The sequence below is a fragment of the Caballeronia pedi genome, from assembly GCF_001544915.2.
Lineage (GTDB): Bacteria > Pseudomonadota > Gammaproteobacteria > Burkholderiales > Burkholderiaceae > Caballeronia > Caballeronia pedi.
In genome coordinates this window covers 59,300-77,424 of the sequence record NZ_FCOE02000035.1, presented here as the reverse complement: position 1 = coordinate 77,424, position 18,125 = coordinate 59,300, and the positions used below count along the sequence as shown (strand labels likewise).

The window sequence follows — 18,125 nt, the reverse complement described above, 5'->3', positions numbered from 1 at the left end:
TGAGTCCCGTGCAATACAGAACTCAGGCCTCGGCTACCCGCTAGAATTTAACCGTCCAACTTCGTGGGGTCAGTTCAGCGACGCGGGGCATTTTTTATGCGCGACCCGCTGGCGCGGAGCCGTGAAAGTGGTCGACATTGAAGAACCCCACGTCTATCCCGGCGCGTCCGGCGTCCAGCGAAAGCTGCACGCGATTCCCTACCGTGCGCTCGATGTCGCCATGTACTCGTTTGAGCATCGCATCGAGATAGCTGGAGCCAGGCGTGTCGCGCACGAAGCGCTGCAGGACAAGCAGTGAAGCGTGCAACGTGATGAGATCGGCTTCTGCTCGCACCAGATAGCCATGCGCCTGATGCACGCGCTCGACGATCTCCGGTTGTGCGTTCATGCCGACTCCGGCCCGAAGTTGCGCACGCGCATCATTAGATGAATCGCACGTCGCGTCATTTCCGGCATCGCCGTCTGTATCGCCTTCACGTGGAAGCGCTGCGCGTTCCGATCGCTCTCTGCGAGCGCCATGTCGATCTTCACGATCAGGTCGTCGGCTGCGTCATAGAGCTTTTCCTCGCACTGGACGTATCCGCGTTGCGCAAGTTCCTCGCCCACCGCCGCGGTTTCTCTGGCGCGATCGCCCGATGTGATTTCGTGATACGCCGCCATCCGTGCATCGACGACCGCGCGCAGTTCGCCAAGCGCGAGTCTGATCTGATCGGCGCTCGCGCCCGGCGGATGACGCATCTGGTCTTCATGTCTGCGGATCGCATCGACTGTTTGCTGAAGCGTGGCAAACAGAATGCGCATGGCCGCGCCGCGCGCGGTGAGCGCCCACGGTGCGGAGTGCGCGAGGTGAAGCCGCGTCGAGGAAGCATGGGACGCTGCCGCTGTCTCTTCATGAAATCGCATCGGTTCTCCTGTTCTTGATGTGACACGACCTAGCCGCACATCGTCGATATTCGCCGAAAAGAATAGGACGATGCCTATTGATGGCCGTCATTCAGGGATCGTGTTTTGATTCTTTCTGATCGAAATAATAGGGAATCCAGAAAAGATATCTGATACATCAGATCGACCGGGTTGACCCATGCGGAACTCGCCGATACCGTCTCACGGATCTGACGGCACTCGTCGTGAGAAATATAAAAATCATCGGAGGGCGTTTTGGATCACACGGCATTCGGCCAGCAGGTCATACGAACGGTGAAGTGGAAGATCGTGCCGTTCGCGTTCATTCTCTACTTCTTCAATTATCTCGATCGCGTCAATGTCGGGTTCGCAGCGCTGCAGATGAACCGCGAGCTCGACATCTCCCCGACTCAGTTCGGCACGCTCGCGTCGGTGTTCTTCGTGCCGTATCTGCTGTTCCAGATTCCCGCCAACTACGCGCTTCAGCGCCTGGGCGCCCGTCGGTGGATCAGCTTCATCGTCGTGGTGTGGGGGGCGATCACGGCCCTGACCTTCTTCGCGCAGAACGTGACGCATGTGGCGATCGCGCGCTTCCTGCTCGGTATATTCGAGGCGGGTTTCTTCCCCGGGATGATCTTCTATCTCGCGTGCTGGTTCCCCGCACGCGAGCGCGCGAAAGTGACGTCGCTGTTCATGCTTGCGATCGCCGTTTCGTCGGTCGTCGCTGGTCCGATGTCCGGCTGGATCGTCCAGCACGTGCACATCGCGGGGTTCGACGGCTGGCGATGGCTCTTCGCGATCGAAGGCGTGCCGACCATCCTGCTCGGTTGTCTGGCCTTCGTCATCCTGGTCGATTCGCCTGCCCACGCGAAATGGCTGACCGCCCAGCAACGAACGTGGCTCGAAGCGGAGTTGCAGCAGGAGCGAGGTGCGCAGTCGCTCGTCGAGCGGCCCACGCTCCGGATGGTCCTGGGCAACGCGGCGCTCTGGAAGCTCGCGCTGTCCTATATGCTGATTCAGGCCGCGTCTCAGGCATCGAACTATTGGCTGCCGACTCAGGTGAAGGGATTCGCCGCGTCCCTGACCGACACGCAGACCGGCCTGATCATGGCGCTGCCGTTCGTCTGCGCGATGGTGACGATGCCGTTATGGGCCGCGCACTCGGACCGCACGGGCGAGCGCAAGTGGCACGCCGCGCTGCCGATGCTTCTCGCCGGGATCGCCTTCTTCGTCATCGCGAGCGTGCCGTCCATGCCGCTTCGCATGGTGGGCCTTGCGCTGTTCGGCGTGGGCATCCTGAGTTTCTATGGCCCGTTCTGGTCGATTCCGCCGGCGATGCTGTCGCCCGCCGGGCTTGCGCTGAGCATCGCGTTCATCAATTCATGTTCGAGTCTCGGCGGCTTCCTGGCCAATCAGGCGCTGGGCCATGTCGCGCAGAGTTACGGCTCGTACGGCGTCTTCATCGTCGAAGCGGCGCTGTGTGTTGCAGCGTTCTGCGTGCTCTTGACGATGCGCATTCCCCGCCCCGCGCCGAACGTCGCGCCATCGACCGAACCCGCGCGCGCCTGACCGATCCACTCGAATTTCTGTAGCAGTCTCTTTGGAATGTAGATGTATGAAAATCACGAACGTCGAAATATTCGATTGTGAAGTCAGCCGTAGCGACCCGAGAATGGCGCGCTTCAATCCTGTCCTTATCCGGATCAATACGGACGAGGGCGTCAGCGGCATCGGCGAGGTCGGTCTGGCGTACGGGGCGGGCGCGAAGGCGGGCGTGGGTATCGTGCGCGATCTGGCGCCGCGCATCCTGGGCAGAGACCCGATGAAAGTCGAGGCGATCTGGGAGAACCTGTTTCGCGCCACCTTCTGGGGCATGGGCGGCGGCAACGTGTTCTATGCAGGCATGAGCGCGATCGATATTGCGCTGTGGGATATTCGCGGCAAGGTGCTGGACGCGCCGTGCTACCAGTTGCTCGGCGGCAAGACCAACGAGAAACTGCGTGCCTATGCGAGCCAGCTCCAGTTCGGCTGGAGCGACACGCATCAGATGCTCACCCGTCCCGAGCAGTACGCCGAGGCCGCGCGCAAGGCCGTGGCGCAGGGATACACGGCGCTCAAGGTCGACCCGCTGCAAGTCGACCGCAATGGCGGCCCGCCGCTCGATTGGGAAGTCAATCAGAACTACTTCGGCCTGCTACGCACGGACCAGTTGCGCATGGGCGAGGAACGTATCGCGGCGATGCGCGATGCCGTCGGGCCGGATGTCGACATCATCATCGAAGCGCACGCGCTGCTTGGCGTCAATGCGGCCATTCAGTTCGCGCGCGTGGTCGAGCCGTACAACATTCTCTTTTACGAGGAGCCGGTTCATCCGCTCAACATGGACAACATGGCGCTGGTCGCGCGCAGCACGTCGATTCCCATTGCCACCGGCGAGCGCTGCTATACGCGCTGGGGATATCGTGACCTGCTCGAAAAGCAGGCCGTCGCGGTCATCCAGCCGGATGTGTGTCTTTGCGGCGGACTGACCGAAGCAAAGAAAATCTGCGACTACGCAAACCTCTACGACGCCACCATGCAGGCGCATATCTGCGGCGGCCCCGTGTCGACGGCGGCAGCGCTGCATCTCGAAGCGGCGGTGCCGAATTTCAACATTCACGAGCACCACACGCACAGTCTCAAAGACTGTGTGCGCGAGCTGTGCGTCCATGATTACCAGCCCGAACGCGGCACTTTCTCCGTGCCGGATCTTCCGGGCCTCGGGCAGGAACTCAACGAAGAAGTGGTGAGGCGGTACCACGCCTACACGATCGAATAGACGTTCGTGGCGACGGCTTCACCGACCGGGCGAGATGTCCGCCAGCAGGCGTCTCGTTCGTGCCGTGAAGCCGCTATTGATGTGCTCCGCGACGATGTCGCAGGCTCCATCGACATCGCCTGCGGACAGCGCGTGTGCAATCGCGAAATGCTCGTCGATCGATTTAATGACATATTCGCGCGAGAACGTCAGGCGATTGCGCATCGCCAGTACCTTCGTGCTGATCATCGTGTAGCAATCGACGAGATATGGATTATCCGAATGCCGCAGAAAGATGGCGTGGAATTCGTGATCGAGCGCGCGGTATGTCGCCAGATCGATCGTTTCCCGAAGCACTCTCAATCCATCGACATGTCGACTCAATTCAGCGATGAGGCTGCCGCGATCCCGGGTCATTGCGGCACGGATGGCCGCCTGCTCCAGCGTGATGCGCAACGCGCTGATGTCGCTGATATCCTTTTCCTTCAGCGAGAAGACGAACGTTCCGGAGCGCGGCTTGATCTCCACCAGGCGCTCGCGCACGCTCAATCTGACCAGGGCTTCGCGCACGGGCGTCTTGCTCAACCCGAACAATTCGGAGAGTCCGGCTTCCGTTATCTGCTCGCCGAATTCCAGGTCTCCTTTCAGGATGGTCTGTCTCAGCCGTTCTTCCGTCATCTCTGCGAGTGACTTGGGAACTTCGAACGCAATCTGATCGAGTGCCCTCACTGCCACCTCCTATCTTATCTACGCATTCCTAACTCATGGTATCCGTGGCCTCACGTATGGAACGTGAGGATACGTCACATCGCCACGTTGTTCTTTTAAGAACTCTCCTATTTTCTATTGCCACTCGTCAGGTCTACTGGCGCGGCGCCTGAAAAGCAAAGGCCCCGATCGATTCGACCGGGGCCTTTTCATGGTGCGAGTATCCGGCGCGTGCACCGGAAATGCGACGCTTCAGATTACTTGTGATGCGTCTGCTCGGGCACCGCGGCGGTCACGATACCCTGACTGCTCACGAGCCAGCGCGGCGTCTTGAACCGGACGATCGCCGTATACAGCCAGACATAAGCGACCGCGAAGACCACTGCGGTCACCGCGAGCACCACCGGGTTGTGCCAGAAAAGCGACGCCGGCACGATGCCGATCATGCTCAGCACCCACAGATACGGCGACGTCCGCGCGTTGCGGCGCTGACGCTGACGCGGGTCGTTGCCTTTGCGCACGACGCGCTTGAAGATCAGCGTATGCAGATGGATGCCGTCCGGCGCGCCGACCGGGCGCCCCCGCACGAGCCGGCGACGGTAGATCGAGAACAGCGTTTCGAAGGCCGGATAGATCGCGACGACGATCGCGTACCACGCACAGACGTTCGGATGCCGCGCGACCAGCAGCACGAGCAGTTCCGCGATCGTGAAGCCGATGAAGTAAGCACCGCCATCGCCGAGGAAAATCGAAGCAGCCGGATAGTTCCAGATCGCGAAACCGCCGATCGCACCAATCATCGTGAGCGCGGTGCTCATCACGAGCAGGTCGCCGACTTCATGCGCGACATAACCGATCGAACCGAAGATCAGAATCGCCACGACGGCGGCGAGTCCGTTGAAACCGTCGATGATATTGACCGCGTTGGTGAGCCCCGCCACAGCGATGACCGTCAGTCCGATCGCGATGGGCGCGACGGCGAGAATCGGATCGACGAGCGGCAGATCCACGCGGCCGATCACGCCGTTGAGCAGGAACGCGCCCAGCAGCGCCGCCAGCATGGCGCTCAGCAGACGGGCCCGCACGCTCACGCGCTTGGTCAGATCCTCGATCACGCCGCTTCCGAACGCGGGCAGGGCGCAAAGCAGCAGCAGCAGCGACTCGCTGCGCGGATTGCCGCCGAAGAGCGCGCCGATGGGAAAGGTCACGCAGGCCGCGACCATCAGTGCGATGCCGCCGATTCTGGGAACCGGATGAGAATGATTCTTTTGAACCCCTTTCAAATCATGATCCAGGGAGAGCGCCCCGTAGCGCCCCGCGAATCGAACAATCAGTAGCGTCATGCAGAAAGAACTGATGAAGCCAAGCGCAAGGTTTAACATTTTTTTCACTCACGAAGAGGGCGCATCTCTTTTCGAATACTAAAACCCGAAAGCGTATGGTAGGTACAACCCCTGTCATTGTCCACGGATTTATGGCGGTTTAATGTGTGAAACCGAGCTAACTATGATTATATTGGGACTTCCCCCGATTATTCATACAAACGGGCTTTTTAAATCCCATAAAGACGTCGTTCGTATTTAAACTTTTTTAAATATGAATTCTGAAGTTCGCAGGGTGTCGGTGCGCAAGCCCACCTTCGCGCGCATTTTCCCTCGGGGGCGGTACGTTTTGCCGCGGCTGGGGGCCGTCGGCCGGTCTCTGCCGCCAGAGCAGGCGGGGAGCGTCCGCGCGAGACGGCGACAATATGTCCGGAAACCGCTTGCCGGCGAAACCGGCTTTCTTCATAGAATTAGCAATCCGATTAACAGCGATTATATGTGCGGTGCCGCGCATACAACAAGGGGCGCTGTGATATTTTGCGATTTGCTCAAATGGCCCGCATAGTCAATAAATTCTTAAAAGCGGGGTAGTGAACACTCGCGCGGGTTGAAAGGTTCGTTAAACAACAAAAATCGTCTGTTGGAATTTCTCTTTTTTTGAGTCGTGTGTTTCAATACGACTGCAATGCCGGGGCGGGATTTTAACGGCCCTGAATGCAGTCCGAAATTCATCAATAAAGTAATGGTGTTTGCGCCCCGTTCAGGGCGTACCGCTGGTGTTTCGATCCGCATCCGGTGCGCAGAGCGTGCCGGTCCCATAAGAGCCTGTAACGAGACGTTCCATGAAAGTTAAAAATCAGGCGTCAGCCGTAACGGCCGAGTCCGACAACGAGATCGAGCTCACCTCGATTCTCGAAACGCTGGGCCGTCACTGGAAGATGATCGCCACGACCGTTGCGGTCGTATTCAGCCTCGGGGTGGTGTACGCGTTCTTCTCTTCGCCGATCTACCAGGCCGGCATGCTCGTCAAGGTGGACGACACGAGCAACGCGCCGCCTACCGACGCGCGCGACATGGTGAGAAGTGCCGCAGCGATGTTCGATCAGCGCGCGACGGCCGAAGGCGAAATTCAGGTCATCGGTTCGAAGTTCGTGCTGGGTCCCGTCGTCGACGCGCTCAAGCTGTATATTCAGGCCGCGCCGCATCGCTTCCCGATCATCGGCGGCATGGTCGCGCGCATGAGCGACGAAACGTCCACGCCGGGCCTCTTCGGCCGTGGCGGTTACGCGTGGGGCACCGAGTCGATCGACGTCTCCGCGTTCGACGTGCCGAAGAAGTTCGAAGGCAAGGAATACACGCTGCGTTATCTCGGCAACGGCCAGTATCAGGTGCGCGGCCCGGGCGTCGAGACCGGCGTCGGGGGCCAGATCGGCGCCGTGCAGCGTTTCGACACCGTCGACGGTCCGATCTCGCTGCTCGTGAGCTTCATCCACGGCGAGAAGGGCGTGGAGTTCGATCTGACGCGCAACTCGCGCACCTACGCTATCGACCGGCTGCAGAACTCGCTCCTGATCGCCGAGCAGGGCAACAAGTCGGGCGTGATCAGCACGTCGCTGGAAGGCAAGGACCCGGTGCTCGTGGCGGCGACGATCAACGAACTCTCGCAGATGTATCTGCGCCAGAACGCTGATCGCCGTGGGATCAACGCCGCGAAGTCGCTCGAGTATCTCGAGCAGCAGCTGCCCGACGCCAAGCGTCAGATGGAAACGGCGGAAGACAATTACAACGCCTATCGCAACAGTCGCACGCTGTTCAATCCGGACGAAGAAGGCCGCATCGTGATGCAGCAGGCTTCCCAGGCGGATGCCCAGTTGCTCGACCTGCGCCGTCGCCGTTCGGACCTGGCGAGCCACTTTTCGGCTGCGCATCCGAGCGTGGTGGTGATCGATCAGCAGATCGCGGCGACCGAGAAGTACATCGGCGACCTGGCGGCGCGCGTCAAGGCGATGCCGGCAGCCGAGCAGGGCGCGCTGCGTCTGCAACGCGACGTGCGCGTCAGCACCGACGTCTATTCGGCCCTGCGCAACAACATCGAAACGATGCGGCTGATCCGCGCCGGCCGCGTGCCGACCGTGGAACTGCTCGATCGCGCCGAAGTGCCCGAACGTGCGGTCAAGCCGGTCAAGGCGCTCGTGCTGGTGATCGCGGCTGGCCTGGGTCTGTTCATCGGCATCGTGCTGGCGTTCGCTCGCGACTTCCTGTTCAAGGGCGTGCTCGATCCGAAGGAACTGGAATCGAAGACGGGCCTTTCGGTGTTCGCGACCATTCCGGACAGCGAACGTCAGAAGGAACTGGCCAAGCGCATCGCCGACAAGAAACCGGAGCAACTCGCGCTCGCCTCGCGTTACCCGACCGATCCGGCCGTGGAAGGGTTGCGCATGATGCGCTCGTCGCTGCACTACGCGCTGATGGACGCGCCGAACAACGTCGTGATGCTTGCCGGCCCGCTGCCGGGCATCGGCAAGTCGTTCGTGTCGGCGAATCTGGCGACGTTGCTGGCCGCCGGTGGCAAGCGCGTGCTGCTCGTCGATTGCGACTTGCGCCGCGGCCACCTGAACCAGTACTTCGGCCTGCCGCGCGGCAAGGGGCTCGTGGATATCGTCAACGGCTCCAGCTCGCTCGATGACGCCGTGCATCGCTCGGTGCTGAACAACCTCGACTTCGTGCAGTGCGGCTTCTATCCGCCGGACCCGGCCGAGCTGCTGTTGTCGAGCGCGTTCACGGAAGCGGTGAGCCGTGCGTCCGAACAATACGACATCGTGCTGCTCGATGCACCGGCTATCCTGGCGGTGTCGGACACGGCGATCATGGCGCCCGTCGCAGGCTCCATCTTCCTCGTGGCGCGTTATGGGGATACGCGCTCCGGCGAAATCTCGGAGTCGGTCAAGCGGCTGGAACAGTCGGGTGCGAGCGTCACCGGCGTGTTGCTCAACGGCTTCAAGGTTCACTACGGCAATTACGCCCAGGCGCGCCAGTACGGCGGCTACGCCTACGCTGCGTACAAAGCCGACAAGGAATAACCAGAGACTGAATCATCCAGCGTGCAGCCACGCTGGAGCATTAATCAAAAAGTTCTACTAAACAAACGTCCTGAGTTGTATAACGAGGAGAATCACACATGTTCTCGCCGCATGAGTTGAAAATCGGCATTGTGGGTCTGGGCTACGTCGGTCTGCCGCTCGCAGTGGAATTCGGCAAGCGTCATCCGGTAGTCGGATTCGACATCAACCGCGCGCGCATCAACGCGTTGAAGGAAGGCCGCGACGTCACGCTCGAAGTCGACGACGCCGAGCTGGCCTCCGCCACGCTGATGCAGTACAGCGCGGAAGTCGAAGATCTGAAGAGCTGCACCGTCTTCATCGCCACCGTGCCGACGCCGATCGATCACTACAAGCGTCCGGACCTTTCGCCGCTGATCGGCGCGTCGACGACCATCGGCAGCGTGCTCAAGAAGGGCGACGTCGTCATCTATGAATCGACCGTTTATCCCGGCGCGACCGAAGAAGAGTGCGTGCCGGTGCTCGAGAAGATGTCGGGCTTGAAGTTCAACGAGGACTTCTTCGTGGGCTACAGCCCGGAGCGGATCAATCCGGGCGACAAGTCGCACCGTCTGCCGGACATCAAGAAGGTCACGTCCGGCTCGACGCCCGAAGTGGCCGATTTCGTCGACGGGCTGTATCGCGGGATCATCACGGCGGGCACGCACAAGGCGAGCAGCATTCGTGTGGCCGAGGCGGCCAAGGTGATCGAGAACACGCAGCGCGACGTCAACATCGCGCTGATCAACGAACTGTCGATCATCTTCAACAAGATGAATATCGATACCGAGTCCGTGCTGCTCGCGGCCGGCACGAAGTGGAACTTCATCCCGTTCCGTCCGGGCCTCGTCGGCGGCCATTGCATCGGCGTGGACCCGTACTACCTGACTCACAAGGCGCAGGCGATCGGCTATCACCCGGAGATCATCCTCGCGGGACGGCGCCTGAACGACAGCATGGGCAACTATGTCGTCTCGCAGCTCGTGAAGACCATGACCAAGCGCGATATCGCCATCTCGGGCGCGCGCGTGCTGATCATGGGCCTGACCTTCAAGGAGAACTGTCCCGACCTGCGCAACACGCGCGTGGTCGACATCATCGCCGACCTCAAGGAATACGGCGTCCAGGTGGACGTGTACGACCCGTGGGTGTCGAAGGAAGAGGCGCATCACGAGTACGGCATCGATCCGATCGATCAGCCCGCCAAGGGCGTCTACGACGCGATCGTGCTCGCCGTGGCGCACCGCCAGTTCGCCGATGAAGGCGCGGACGGCATTCACGCCTACGGCAAGGCGAAGCACGTGCTGTGCGACCTCAAGTACATCCTGCCGGCCGAGGCGAGCGACATGCGTCTCTGAGGCCCGGTGGCATCGGCGGGATGGGCTGCCGATGCAAGCCGTCGCACAACATCGCCGCGGTTCGGCTCCCGGGATTCGGGGGCTGCCCGCGGCGATGCCAACCGGACGTTCGGAGTTCGCAATGAAGATGCCCAAGGTAGTTCTGTACGCCAACACCGATTGGTATCTATTTAATTTTCGGCTTTCGTTCGCTCGCAAACTGCGCGACGCGGGTTTCGAGGTCATTCTGTTGTCACCCGACGGCGAATACGGCCCGAAGCTGCGCGATCTCGGTTTTCGCTGGCACGCGGTGCCGATGAACCGTCGCAGCCTGAATCCGTTGCGCGAACTGGCGCTCGTGCTCTGGCTCGCGCGCTTCTTCCGGCGCGAAAAACCGCAGCTCGTGCACGGTTTCACGATCAAGAGCGCGGTGTACGGCTCGTTCGCGAGCAAGCTGGCAGGCGTGCCCGCGCGCGTGAACGCGGTCGCGGGCATGGGTTACGTCTTCACGAGCCGCGACCTCAAGGCGCGTATCCTGAAGCCGGTCGTGCGCCAGGTGATGCGCTCGGCGCTGAATGGCCGCGGCAGCCTGCTCGTCCTGCAGAATCCGGACGACATCAAGCTGTTCGAGGCCGCCCGCATCGTCGAGAAGCAGGCGATCCGGCTGATCAAGGGATCGGGTGTCGATCTGACGCGCTTCAAGGTGCGCGAGGAATCGGCGGAGGACGCGAAAAAGCCGCTGCGCATCCTTTTGGCGGCGCGGCTCGTGTGGGACAAGGGCATCCAGGAATACGTGGAGGCGGCGCGCACGCTGCGGAAAGAAAATCGCACCGTGCGCTTCCTCCTCGCGGGCTCGCCCGATGACGGCAATCCGGCGTCGGTGAGCACCGCGATGGTGCAGGGCTGGGTGAAGGAAGGGCTGGTCGAATGGCTCGGCCATGTGAGCGACATGCCGAAGCTGTTCACGGAAGTTGATGTGATGGTGCTGCCGAGCTATCGCGAAGGCTTGCCGAAAGCGCTGATCGAAGCCGCTGGCTGCGCGCTGCCGCTGATCACGACGGATGCGCCGGGCTGCCGCGAAGTGGTGAGCGAATCGGGCGTGGATGGTTTGCAGGTGCCGGTGCGCGACGCCCGCGCGCTCGCCGATGCGATCCGCCAGCTCGACGACGACCGCGCGTTCGCGAGAACGCTCGGCCTCGCCGCGCGGGACAAGGCGCTTAAGAATTTCGACGAACGCATCGTGATCGAGAAGACGCTGGCCGTGTATCGCGAGCTGGTGCCCTCGATCGCCATCGAAGGCGAGCGCCGCGAACACGCCGCGCCCGTCGGTAATCTTGGAGACTTTCATGTCTGACCGTTACGAATCGATCCGTCAGCAACTGACGCGCACGCCGCGCAAGTGGCTGATCACCGGTGTCGCCGGGTTCATCGGCTCGAATCTGCTCGAAGCGCTCCTGAAGCTCGACCAGGAAGTCGTCGGGCTCGATAACTTCGCGACCGGCCATCAGCGCAATCTGGACGAAGTGCGCTCGCTCGTGACGCCCGCGCAATGGGACCGCTTCAGCTTCGTGGAAGGCGATATCCGCAATCTCGACGATTGCCGCGCCGCGGTGAAGGGCGCCGCGCACGTGCTGCACGAAGCCGCGCTCGGCTCGGTGCCGCGCTCGGTGAACGACCCGATCACGACGCACGAAGTCAATATCAGCGGCTTTCTGAACATGCTCGTCGCCGCGCGCGACGCGAAAGTGGAAAGCTTCACCTACGCCGCGTCCAGTTCGACCTACGGCGACCATCCCGGCCTGCCCAAAGTCGAAGATCGCATCGGCCAGCCGCTGTCGCCGTATGCGGTGACGAAGTACGCGAACGAGCTGTACGCCTCGGTGTTCGCGCGCACGTATGGCCTGAACGCGATCGGCCTGCGCTACTTCAACGTGTTCGGCAAGCGTCAGGACCCGGACGGCGCGTATGCGGCGGTGATCCCGAAGTGGACGGCCGCGCTGATCGACGACGAACAGGTGACCATCAACGGCGACGGCGAGACGAGCCGCGATTTCTGCTTCATCGACAACGTCGTGCAGATGAACATCCTCGCTGCGCTGTCCGATGAAGCGGCCCGCAACCAGGTCTACAACGTCGCGGTCGGCGACCGCACCACGCTCAATCAGCTTTATGACGGCCTGAAGCGCGTGCTCGCCGAAAACGGTGTGCCGAACGACGGCAGCCCGGTGTACGCACCGTTCCGCGCCGGCGACGTGCGCCATTCGCAGGCCAACGTCGACAAGGCCGCGCAACTGCTCGGCTACGCGCGCGCGATCCCGCTCGCCGATGGCCTCGCGATCGCGATGCCGTGGTACATCCGCTTCCTGTCGGGGCGGCGCGTGCCGGCCGAAGCCGAAATGGCGGCGAGGACCGCATGAAAATCGTCGTCTTCATCTACTCGATGCACGGCGGCGGCGCGGAGCGCGTCACCGCCAATCTCGCGAACGAGTGGGCGGCGCTCGGCTGGGAGGTGACGGTCGTCACATTGACAGCAGGTGTTGGCGACGTCTATCCGTTCCATCCGGGTGTGAAGCGCATCGAGCTGGGTCTCGCGGGCGGCGTCGAGGGCGGCGGCATCGTGCGCACGGCGCTGTCGAACCTGAAGCGCGTGCTGGCGTTCCGCAAGGTGCTGCGCGAGGTCAAGCCGACAGTCGCGCTGGGCGTGATGGCGACCGCCAACGTGCTCGCCGTGCTCGCGGGCATCGGTCTGCCGTACAAAATCATCGCGAGCGAGCATACGCATCCGCCGCGCGCGCCGCTCACGCCGTTCTGGGAGCGCCTGCGGCTGCTGACGTATCGCTTCGCGGACAAGGTCGTCGCGCTTACCGACGAAACCCGCGAATGGATCGAAACGCATTGCCGCTGCACCGATGTGAAGGTGATTCCGCCGCCGTTCACGTTGCCGATCGCGCTTACGAATCCGGTCATCGAACCGCGCAGCGTCGTCGGCGACGAGCGGCGCGTGCTGCTCGCGGTCGGCCGGTTGTCGCCCGAGAAGGGCTTCGACAGCCTGATCGACGCGTTCAAGAAGATCGCCGGCGCGCTGCCGCAATGGGATCTCGTGATCGTCGGCGAAGGCCAGGCGCGCGCGGGCCTCGAGCGCCGTGTCGACGAGGCGAAGCTGCATGGCCGCGTATTCCTGCCGGGCCGCGCCGGCAATGTCGCGGACTGGTACGAACGCGCGGACCTCTACGTGCTGAGCTCGCACTTCGAAGGCTTTTCGATGACGCTCGTTGAAGCAATGGCGAGCGGCTGTGCGGCCGTCAGCTACGACTGCGATTCCGGCCCGCGCGTGATCGTCACGCACGGCACGAACGGTCTGCTCGTGAATCCGGTCGGCGATGCGAGCGCGCTCGCGAAGTCGCTCGAATCGCTGATGAAGGACGACGCCGAGCGCCATCGCATGGCGCTGTGCGCGACGTCAGTCAACGAAACTTTCGCGCTGCCGAAGACCATCGCGCTCTGGCAGGAAGTGTTCGAAGAATCCGGTGTGACGGTGCCGCGGCGCGCAGACCTGCGCGTGCCCGCGGTCGAGCGATAAGGAGCCGACGATGAAAATCATGCTCGTCGTCAGTTCGATGGGAAGCGGCGGCGCGGAGCGCGTGGCGGCATCGCTCGTCAATGCGTGGGCGCAGCGCGGCGACACGGTCACGCTCGTCATCACGTACAGCGGCCGTGGCGCGTGCTTCTATCCGCTCGCGGAAAACGTGCGCTGCATCTTTCTCGCCGATCGCGTGCAGGCCGGCGCGCGGATGCTGCAATATCCCGCGCGGTTCCGCGCGCTGCGTGCGCTGATTCGCGAGAGCGCGCCGGATGTCGTCGTGTCGTTTCTGTCGAACGTGAATATCACGACGCTGCTGGCCACGCGCGGAATGGGCATTCCGGTCATCGCGTGCGAGCACATCGATCCTTCTGCCGATGGCCGCTCCGCGCTGGTGCGCCAGATGTGCCGCTTCGTCTATCCGAGCGCCGATCTGCTCACGCTTCTGACGGACAACATGGAAGCGTCGTTCAGGAAGATGGTGCCGCGCGTGAAGCGCATCGAAGTGGTGCCCAATCCGCTGCCGGACGAATTGCTGCTGTTGCAGCCCGAGACAGTGGAGAAGAGCGCGCGCAGGCGGCTCGTCGCGGTGGGGCGTCTGAACACGCAAAAGCAGTTCGATTTGCTGATCGACGTGTTTGCTACGCTCGCGCCCGAGTTTCCGGACTGGGACTTGTGGATCTGGGGCGAAGGCCCGGAGCGCGCGGTGCTCGAAGCGCAGATCGCGCAGTCGAAGATGGGCGAGCGCGTGCTGATGCCCGGCAAGACGACGACGCCCTGGGAAGAGATGGCGCGCTGCGATGCGTTCGTGCTGTCGTCGCGCTACGAAGGCCTGCCGATGGCGATGCTCGAAGGCATGGCGCTCGGGCTCGCGACCGTCGCGTTCGATTGCAAGAGCGGCCCGCGCGAACTGACGCGCGACGGCCAGGACGGCCTGCTCGTGCCGCCCGGCGACAAGGCTGCGCTGATCGACGCGCTGCGGCGCGTGATGTCGGACGAAGCGCTGCGCAACGAACTCGGTCGCAAGGCGGCGGCCTCGGTGCGGCAACGCTATTCTTCGTCGGCGATCCTGCGTCAGTGGGACGGCATCTTCGCGCAACTCGGCGCGCGCACGCGCGGCGACGAAGGCAAGGGCACGGCTTATCGGCGCACCGTCGCGGGGGAAAAAGCGTAATGGTCGGCCGCCGACGCGTGATCCACTCGCTGTTGATGGGCGCCGTGGCCGGCGGCGCGGGCGCGCTCGGCCTCGGCGCGCGCGCGGCCGAACGGCGCGACGTCGTGACCGACAAGTCGTTCGGCGTGAAGGGCGACGGCAAGACCAACGACCGCATCGCGCTGCAGGCCGCCATCGACCGGTCGGTCGATCAGACGCTCTTGATCACGGGCCAGTGCCGCATCGACGAGAAAGGCCTCGATCTGCGCCGCAACAGCCATGTGCGTTTCGCGCCGGGCGCGTCGATCAAGCTGCTGGCGCACAACACGTCCTTCTATTCGATCTTTCGCCTCTGGGACGTGAGCAACGTGCTCGTCGAAAATGCGGTGCTCGACGGCAGCAAGGAACTGAACGCCGCCAAGCCGGAGCTGCGCGAGAACGGCCACGGCATGGGCTTTTCGATTGCGGGCAGCACCGAGGTGACGCTGATCGCGCCGAAAACGGTCGGATGCTGGGGCGACGGTATCTATATCGCCAACAGCTATAACGTGCCGTTCAAGTACAGCAGCGGCATTCGCGTGGTGAATCATCATGCGGACCGCTGCCGCCGGCAGGGCGTGTCGATCATCAGCGGGCGCAATATCGTGTTCGAGAATCCGCTGTGGGAGAACATCGGCGGGACGCAGCCCGAAGCGGGCCTCGACGCGGAGCCGAACAGCAATGCCGATATTCTGGAGAACATCCGCATCGTCAATCCGACGACGCGTAATTGCCGCTACGGCATCATCGTCTGGCTGGAAGAGATCGTGGGGCCGATGCCCAAGCATATCGATATCGGCATCACGAATCATCGCGACGAAGGCGCGAGCGACGCCGCATTCGCTGTTTCGTCGCTCAAGCTGAACGGGCGCAAGGTGTCGGGGCAGATCGTCAGCCATTCGCCGACGTGGGTCGGCTCGCGGCTCGCCACCGTCGAGAGCATCGACTATGACAAGGCAGGACCGAAGATCGTCGTCAACAACCTGCGGCTCGTGCCATGAAGCCGCGCGTAACACACTATAACTAAAGCGACAAAGGCCAAGCGATGCAAGCAACGACAATGGACAACACCGCGCAGCAGAAGGCACCCGCGAGGCGCGTGACAGGATTCGCGTATTTCATGACGCCTTCAGGATGGGCGTTCCTCGCGCTGGCGACCGCCGCGATCTCGATCCTGGCGTTTCGCGAGCGCAGCGTCGGTCTGATTTTCGACCAGGAAGCGTACATCAATTATTTCCGCTCGACGGACTGGCACTGGCTCGTGCAGTTCTACCGGAACCGCGAGTCGGATATGGGCTTTCTCATCAGCCTTATCACCGAGGAGCTGGGCTGGCGCTCGTGGGTCATTTTGCTCAACGCGTTCGGCGTGACGCCCGAAGGCGGCATCCGGATCACGGTGGTGCTGCTCAATCTGATCGTGATGTATGCGCTGTTGCAGACGCGCCGGCCGCTCATCGGGCTGGTGTTGTGGCTCGTCATTCCGTATGCGCTCGCCACGGTCGGGCTGTTCCAGATTCGCCAGGGTTTCGGCCTTGCGATCGCGATGCTGTTCGCGTGCCGCTTCAACCGGCCGACGCTTGGCATGGGCCTCGCGAGCTTCGTGCACACGACCTTCGCGGTGCCCACGGCGTTTCTGCTGACCGCTGGCTTCTTCGGCGAGAAAAAGAAGGCGCGCGCGCTCGTCGCGGTCAGCGTGGTGGCGGTCGTGCTGGCGTCGGCGGCGCGCTTCCTGTTCGCGACTTACGGCGGACGGCGTATCGACGAATACACCGGCTATCAGGAAAACTTCACGATCAAGCTGCTGGCGCTTCTGTTGTTCTATACGATGGCCTCCGTGATGGTGCTGTACTCGACGTGGCGCTCGCCCGATACGGCCCGTCAGAACAGCCTCACGCGCGTGTCGATGATGCACGTCGGCCTGTTCGTGTATCTGGTCGTCGCGTTCTTCGTGTTCCCGTTCGCGAAGGGCCGCGTCTGGTATTGCGTGCCCTTGCTGCTGCCGTTCCTCGCGCCGGAGATCAAGTTCAAGAACGCAGCCGTTCTCGTCATCACCTTCGGCGTGTTCGTGGCCGTCGCCGCCGACGCAACGAAGAGTTATTTCGAAGGCGTCTACCACTACTTCCTGATGCCCTGACGACGATGTCCTACTTCCTGATTTCGCTCGATTTCGAACTGATGTGGGGCGTGCGCGACCATCGCACGATCGCGACCTACGGTAAGAACATCCTCGGCGTGCGCGAGGCGATTCCGGCCATGCTCGCGATGTTCTCGAAGTATCGCGTGAAGGCGACCTGGGCGACGGTCGGCATGCTGCTCTACGACAACAAGAAGGATCTGCTCGCGAATCTGCCCGACATCCGTCCGACCTACACCGATGCGAAGCTCAGCCCGTATGCGGACGGTTATCTGGATTCGATCGGCGCCGACGAGAAAAGCGATCCGTACCATTATGGGCTGTCGCTCGCGCGCCAGATCGTCGATACCGAAGGCAGCGAACTCGCGAGCCATACGTTCGGCCATTACTACTGTCTCGAAGCGGGCCAGGACAAGGCGCAATTCGCCGCCGATATGGAAGCATCGGTCGCATCGATCCGGCGTCTCGCCGATCCGCCCGCGAGCATCGTCTTTCCACGCAATCAGGTGAACAGCGCGTATCTCTCCGTGTGCAGGGAGCATGGCCTCATCGCGTATCGCGGCACCGAGCGCAGCTGGATGTATCGCGAAACATCGCGCGCGGACGAAGCAGCGGTGCGCCGCGCGGCGCGTCTCGCCGATGCCTACATCAATCTCTCGGGTGATCACGCGTTCGATCCGCGCCCGTCGCATGGTCTCGTCGATGTGCGTTCGAGCCGCTTCCTGCGTCCGTTCGCGCGCAACAAATCCGCGCTGGAATGGCTGCGTATCCATCGGATCAAGCAGTCGATGACCTCGGCCGCGCGCACGGGACGATCCTTTCATCTCTGGTGGCATCCGCATAACTTCGGCGCGAATCTCGCCGAAAACCTCGCGGTGCTCGAGGCGATTCTGAAGCACCAGAGGTATCTGAGAGAGACCTACGGCATGCAGCCCGCGACCATGGCAGAAGTCGCGCGGGCGACGCAGTCCGAAGATAGCCGGCTTGCGGAAATGGAGTTCGGGTTGTTCGTTTGATGTGACACACATAGCAAGAAGACGCTAGATAACGAGCG

General features: G+C 62.4%; 15 protein-coding genes. 11 read left to right on the top strand and 4 right to left on the bottom strand.

All coding sequences use genetic code 11. From position 1 onward, the window contains the following. Nucleotides 1-94: 94 nt before the first annotated feature. Both AWB80_RS33375 and AWB80_RS33370 read right to left on the bottom strand, forming a co-directional pair. Nucleotides 95-388: a hypothetical protein gene (locus AWB80_RS33375; protein ID WP_061178938.1), complete on the bottom strand. Its 294-nt coding sequence runs from the start codon at nucleotides 386-388 to the stop codon at nucleotides 95-97. Next, entirely contained in the window at nucleotides 385-903 is a 519-nt protein-coding gene (locus AWB80_RS33370; RefSeq protein ID WP_061178937.1) for a hypothetical protein, read from the bottom strand. The genes AWB80_RS33375 and AWB80_RS33370 overlap by 4 nt, the downstream gene beginning before the upstream one ends. Nucleotides 904-1,158: 255 nt before the next feature. Here AWB80_RS33370 and AWB80_RS33365 point away from each other — a divergent pair, with 255 nt between their 5' ends. Beyond that, entirely contained in the window at nucleotides 1,159-2,472 is a 1,314-nt protein-coding gene (locus AWB80_RS33365; RefSeq protein ID WP_061178936.1) for an MFS transporter, read from the top strand. Nucleotides 2,473-2,518: 46 nt separating this feature from the next. Then, nucleotides 2,519-3,721, top strand: coding sequence for a mandelate racemase/muconate lactonizing enzyme family protein (locus AWB80_RS33360; RefSeq protein ID WP_061178935.1), 1,203 nt, complete (start codon nucleotides 2,519-2,521; stop codon nucleotides 3,719-3,721). 18 nt (nucleotides 3,722-3,739) lie between these two features. On the opposite strand, the gene AWB80_RS33355 is transcribed toward AWB80_RS33360, so the two are convergent. Together AWB80_RS33355 and AWB80_RS33350 are read right to left on the bottom strand one after the other, a co-directional pair. Next, nucleotides 3,740-4,429 carry a GntR family transcriptional regulator gene (locus AWB80_RS33355; RefSeq protein ID WP_143328187.1) on the bottom strand — a complete coding sequence of 230 codons (690 nt, stop codon included), beginning with the start codon at nucleotides 4,427-4,429 and terminating at the stop codon, nucleotides 3,740-3,742. A 236-nt stretch (nucleotides 4,430-4,665) separates the two neighbouring features. Continuing rightward, a complete protein-coding gene (locus AWB80_RS33350; protein WP_061178933.1) occupies nucleotides 4,666-5,790 on the bottom strand; it encodes an MraY family glycosyltransferase in 1,125 nt (374 codons plus the stop codon). A gap of 782 nt (nucleotides 5,791-6,572) precedes the next feature. On the opposite strand from AWB80_RS33350, the gene AWB80_RS33345 reads away from it, so the two are divergent. From AWB80_RS33345 to AWB80_RS33305, 9 genes are all read left to right on the top strand, one after another. After that, nucleotides 6,573-8,810, top strand: a complete 2,238-nt coding sequence (locus AWB80_RS33345; RefSeq protein ID WP_061178932.1) for a polysaccharide biosynthesis tyrosine autokinase — start codon at nucleotides 6,573-6,575, stop codon at nucleotides 8,808-8,810. A gap of 98 nt (nucleotides 8,811-8,908) precedes the next feature. After that, on the top strand, nucleotides 8,909-10,186 hold the full coding sequence (tviB, locus tag AWB80_RS33340; RefSeq protein ID WP_061178931.1) for a Vi polysaccharide biosynthesis UDP-N-acetylglucosamine C-6 dehydrogenase TviB: 1,278 nt from the start codon (nucleotides 8,909-8,911) through the stop codon (nucleotides 10,184-10,186). A gap of 121 nt (nucleotides 10,187-10,307) precedes the next feature. Next, complete coding sequence (locus AWB80_RS33335; RefSeq protein ID WP_061178945.1) at nucleotides 10,308-11,519, top strand: glycosyltransferase family 4 protein; 1,212 nt, start codon at nucleotides 10,308-10,310, stop codon at nucleotides 11,517-11,519. After that, nucleotides 11,512-12,582, top strand: coding sequence for an SDR family oxidoreductase (locus tag AWB80_RS33330; protein ID WP_061178930.1), 1,071 nt, complete (start codon nucleotides 11,512-11,514; stop codon nucleotides 12,580-12,582). The genes AWB80_RS33335 and AWB80_RS33330 overlap by 8 nt, the downstream gene beginning before the upstream one ends. Further along, nucleotides 12,579-13,745 (top strand): glycosyltransferase family 4 protein, encoded by a 1,167-nt coding sequence (locus tag AWB80_RS33325; RefSeq protein WP_061178929.1) that lies wholly within the window; start codon nucleotides 12,579-12,581, stop codon nucleotides 13,743-13,745. The genes AWB80_RS33330 and AWB80_RS33325 overlap by 4 nt, the downstream gene beginning before the upstream one ends. Before the next feature lie 10 nt (nucleotides 13,746-13,755). Continuing rightward, nucleotides 13,756-14,919 carry a glycosyltransferase family 4 protein gene (locus AWB80_RS33320; RefSeq protein WP_061178928.1) on the top strand — a complete coding sequence of 388 codons (1,164 nt, stop codon included), beginning with the start codon at nucleotides 13,756-13,758 and terminating at the stop codon, nucleotides 14,917-14,919. Next, on the top strand, nucleotides 14,919-15,938 hold the full coding sequence (locus AWB80_RS33315; RefSeq protein WP_061178927.1) for a hypothetical protein: 1,020 nt from the start codon (nucleotides 14,919-14,921) through the stop codon (nucleotides 15,936-15,938). Before AWB80_RS33320 ends, AWB80_RS33315 begins: the two co-directional genes overlap by 1 nt. A gap of 44 nt (nucleotides 15,939-15,982) precedes the next feature. Further along, nucleotides 15,983-17,071 (top strand): EpsG family protein, encoded by a 1,089-nt coding sequence (locus tag AWB80_RS33310; RefSeq protein WP_244206874.1) that lies wholly within the window; start codon nucleotides 15,983-15,985, stop codon nucleotides 17,069-17,071. Between the two features lie 5 nt (nucleotides 17,072-17,076). Continuing rightward, nucleotides 17,077-18,087, top strand: coding sequence for a polysaccharide deacetylase family protein (locus AWB80_RS33305; protein WP_061178925.1), 1,011 nt, complete (start codon nucleotides 17,077-17,079; stop codon nucleotides 18,085-18,087). The last annotated feature ends 38 nt before the right edge of the window (nucleotides 18,088-18,125 follow it).

Bases quoted from the DNA above. Each gene is read 5' to 3' on its own strand.
- AWB80_RS33375 (WP_061178938.1), bottom strand. From the start codon at position 388: ATGAACGCACAACCGGAGATCGTCGAGCGCGTGCATCAGGCGCATGGC.
- AWB80_RS33370 (WP_061178937.1), bottom strand. From the start codon at position 903: ATGCGATTTCATGAAGAGACAGCGGCAGCGTCCCATGCTTCCTCGACG.
- AWB80_RS33360 (WP_061178935.1), top strand. From the start codon at position 2,519: ATGAAAATCACGAACGTCGAAATATTCGATTGTGAAGTCAGCCGTAGC.
- AWB80_RS33350 (WP_061178933.1), bottom strand. From the start codon at position 5,790: ATGTTAAACCTTGCGCTTGGCTTCATCAGTTCTTTCTGCATGACGCTA.
- AWB80_RS33345 (WP_061178932.1), top strand. From the start codon at position 6,573: ATGAAAGTTAAAAATCAGGCGTCAGCCGTAACGGCCGAGTCCGACAAC.
- tviB (WP_061178931.1), top strand. From the start codon at position 8,909: ATGTTCTCGCCGCATGAGTTGAAAATCGGCATTGTGGGTCTGGGCTAC.
- AWB80_RS33335 (WP_061178945.1), top strand. From the start codon at position 10,308: ATGAAGATGCCCAAGGTAGTTCTGTACGCCAACACCGATTGGTATCTA.
- AWB80_RS33330 (WP_061178930.1), top strand. From the start codon at position 11,512: ATGTCTGACCGTTACGAATCGATCCGTCAGCAACTGACGCGCACGCCG.
- AWB80_RS33325 (WP_061178929.1), top strand. From the start codon at position 12,579: ATGAAAATCGTCGTCTTCATCTACTCGATGCACGGCGGCGGCGCGGAG.
- AWB80_RS33320 (WP_061178928.1), top strand. From the start codon at position 13,756: ATGAAAATCATGCTCGTCGTCAGTTCGATGGGAAGCGGCGGCGCGGAG.
- AWB80_RS33315 (WP_061178927.1), top strand. From the start codon at position 14,919: ATGGTCGGCCGCCGACGCGTGATCCACTCGCTGTTGATGGGCGCCGTG.
- AWB80_RS33310 (WP_244206874.1), top strand. From the start codon at position 15,983: ATGCAAGCAACGACAATGGACAACACCGCGCAGCAGAAGGCACCCGCG.
- AWB80_RS33305 (WP_061178925.1), top strand. From the start codon at position 17,077: ATGTCCTACTTCCTGATTTCGCTCGATTTCGAACTGATGTGGGGCGTG.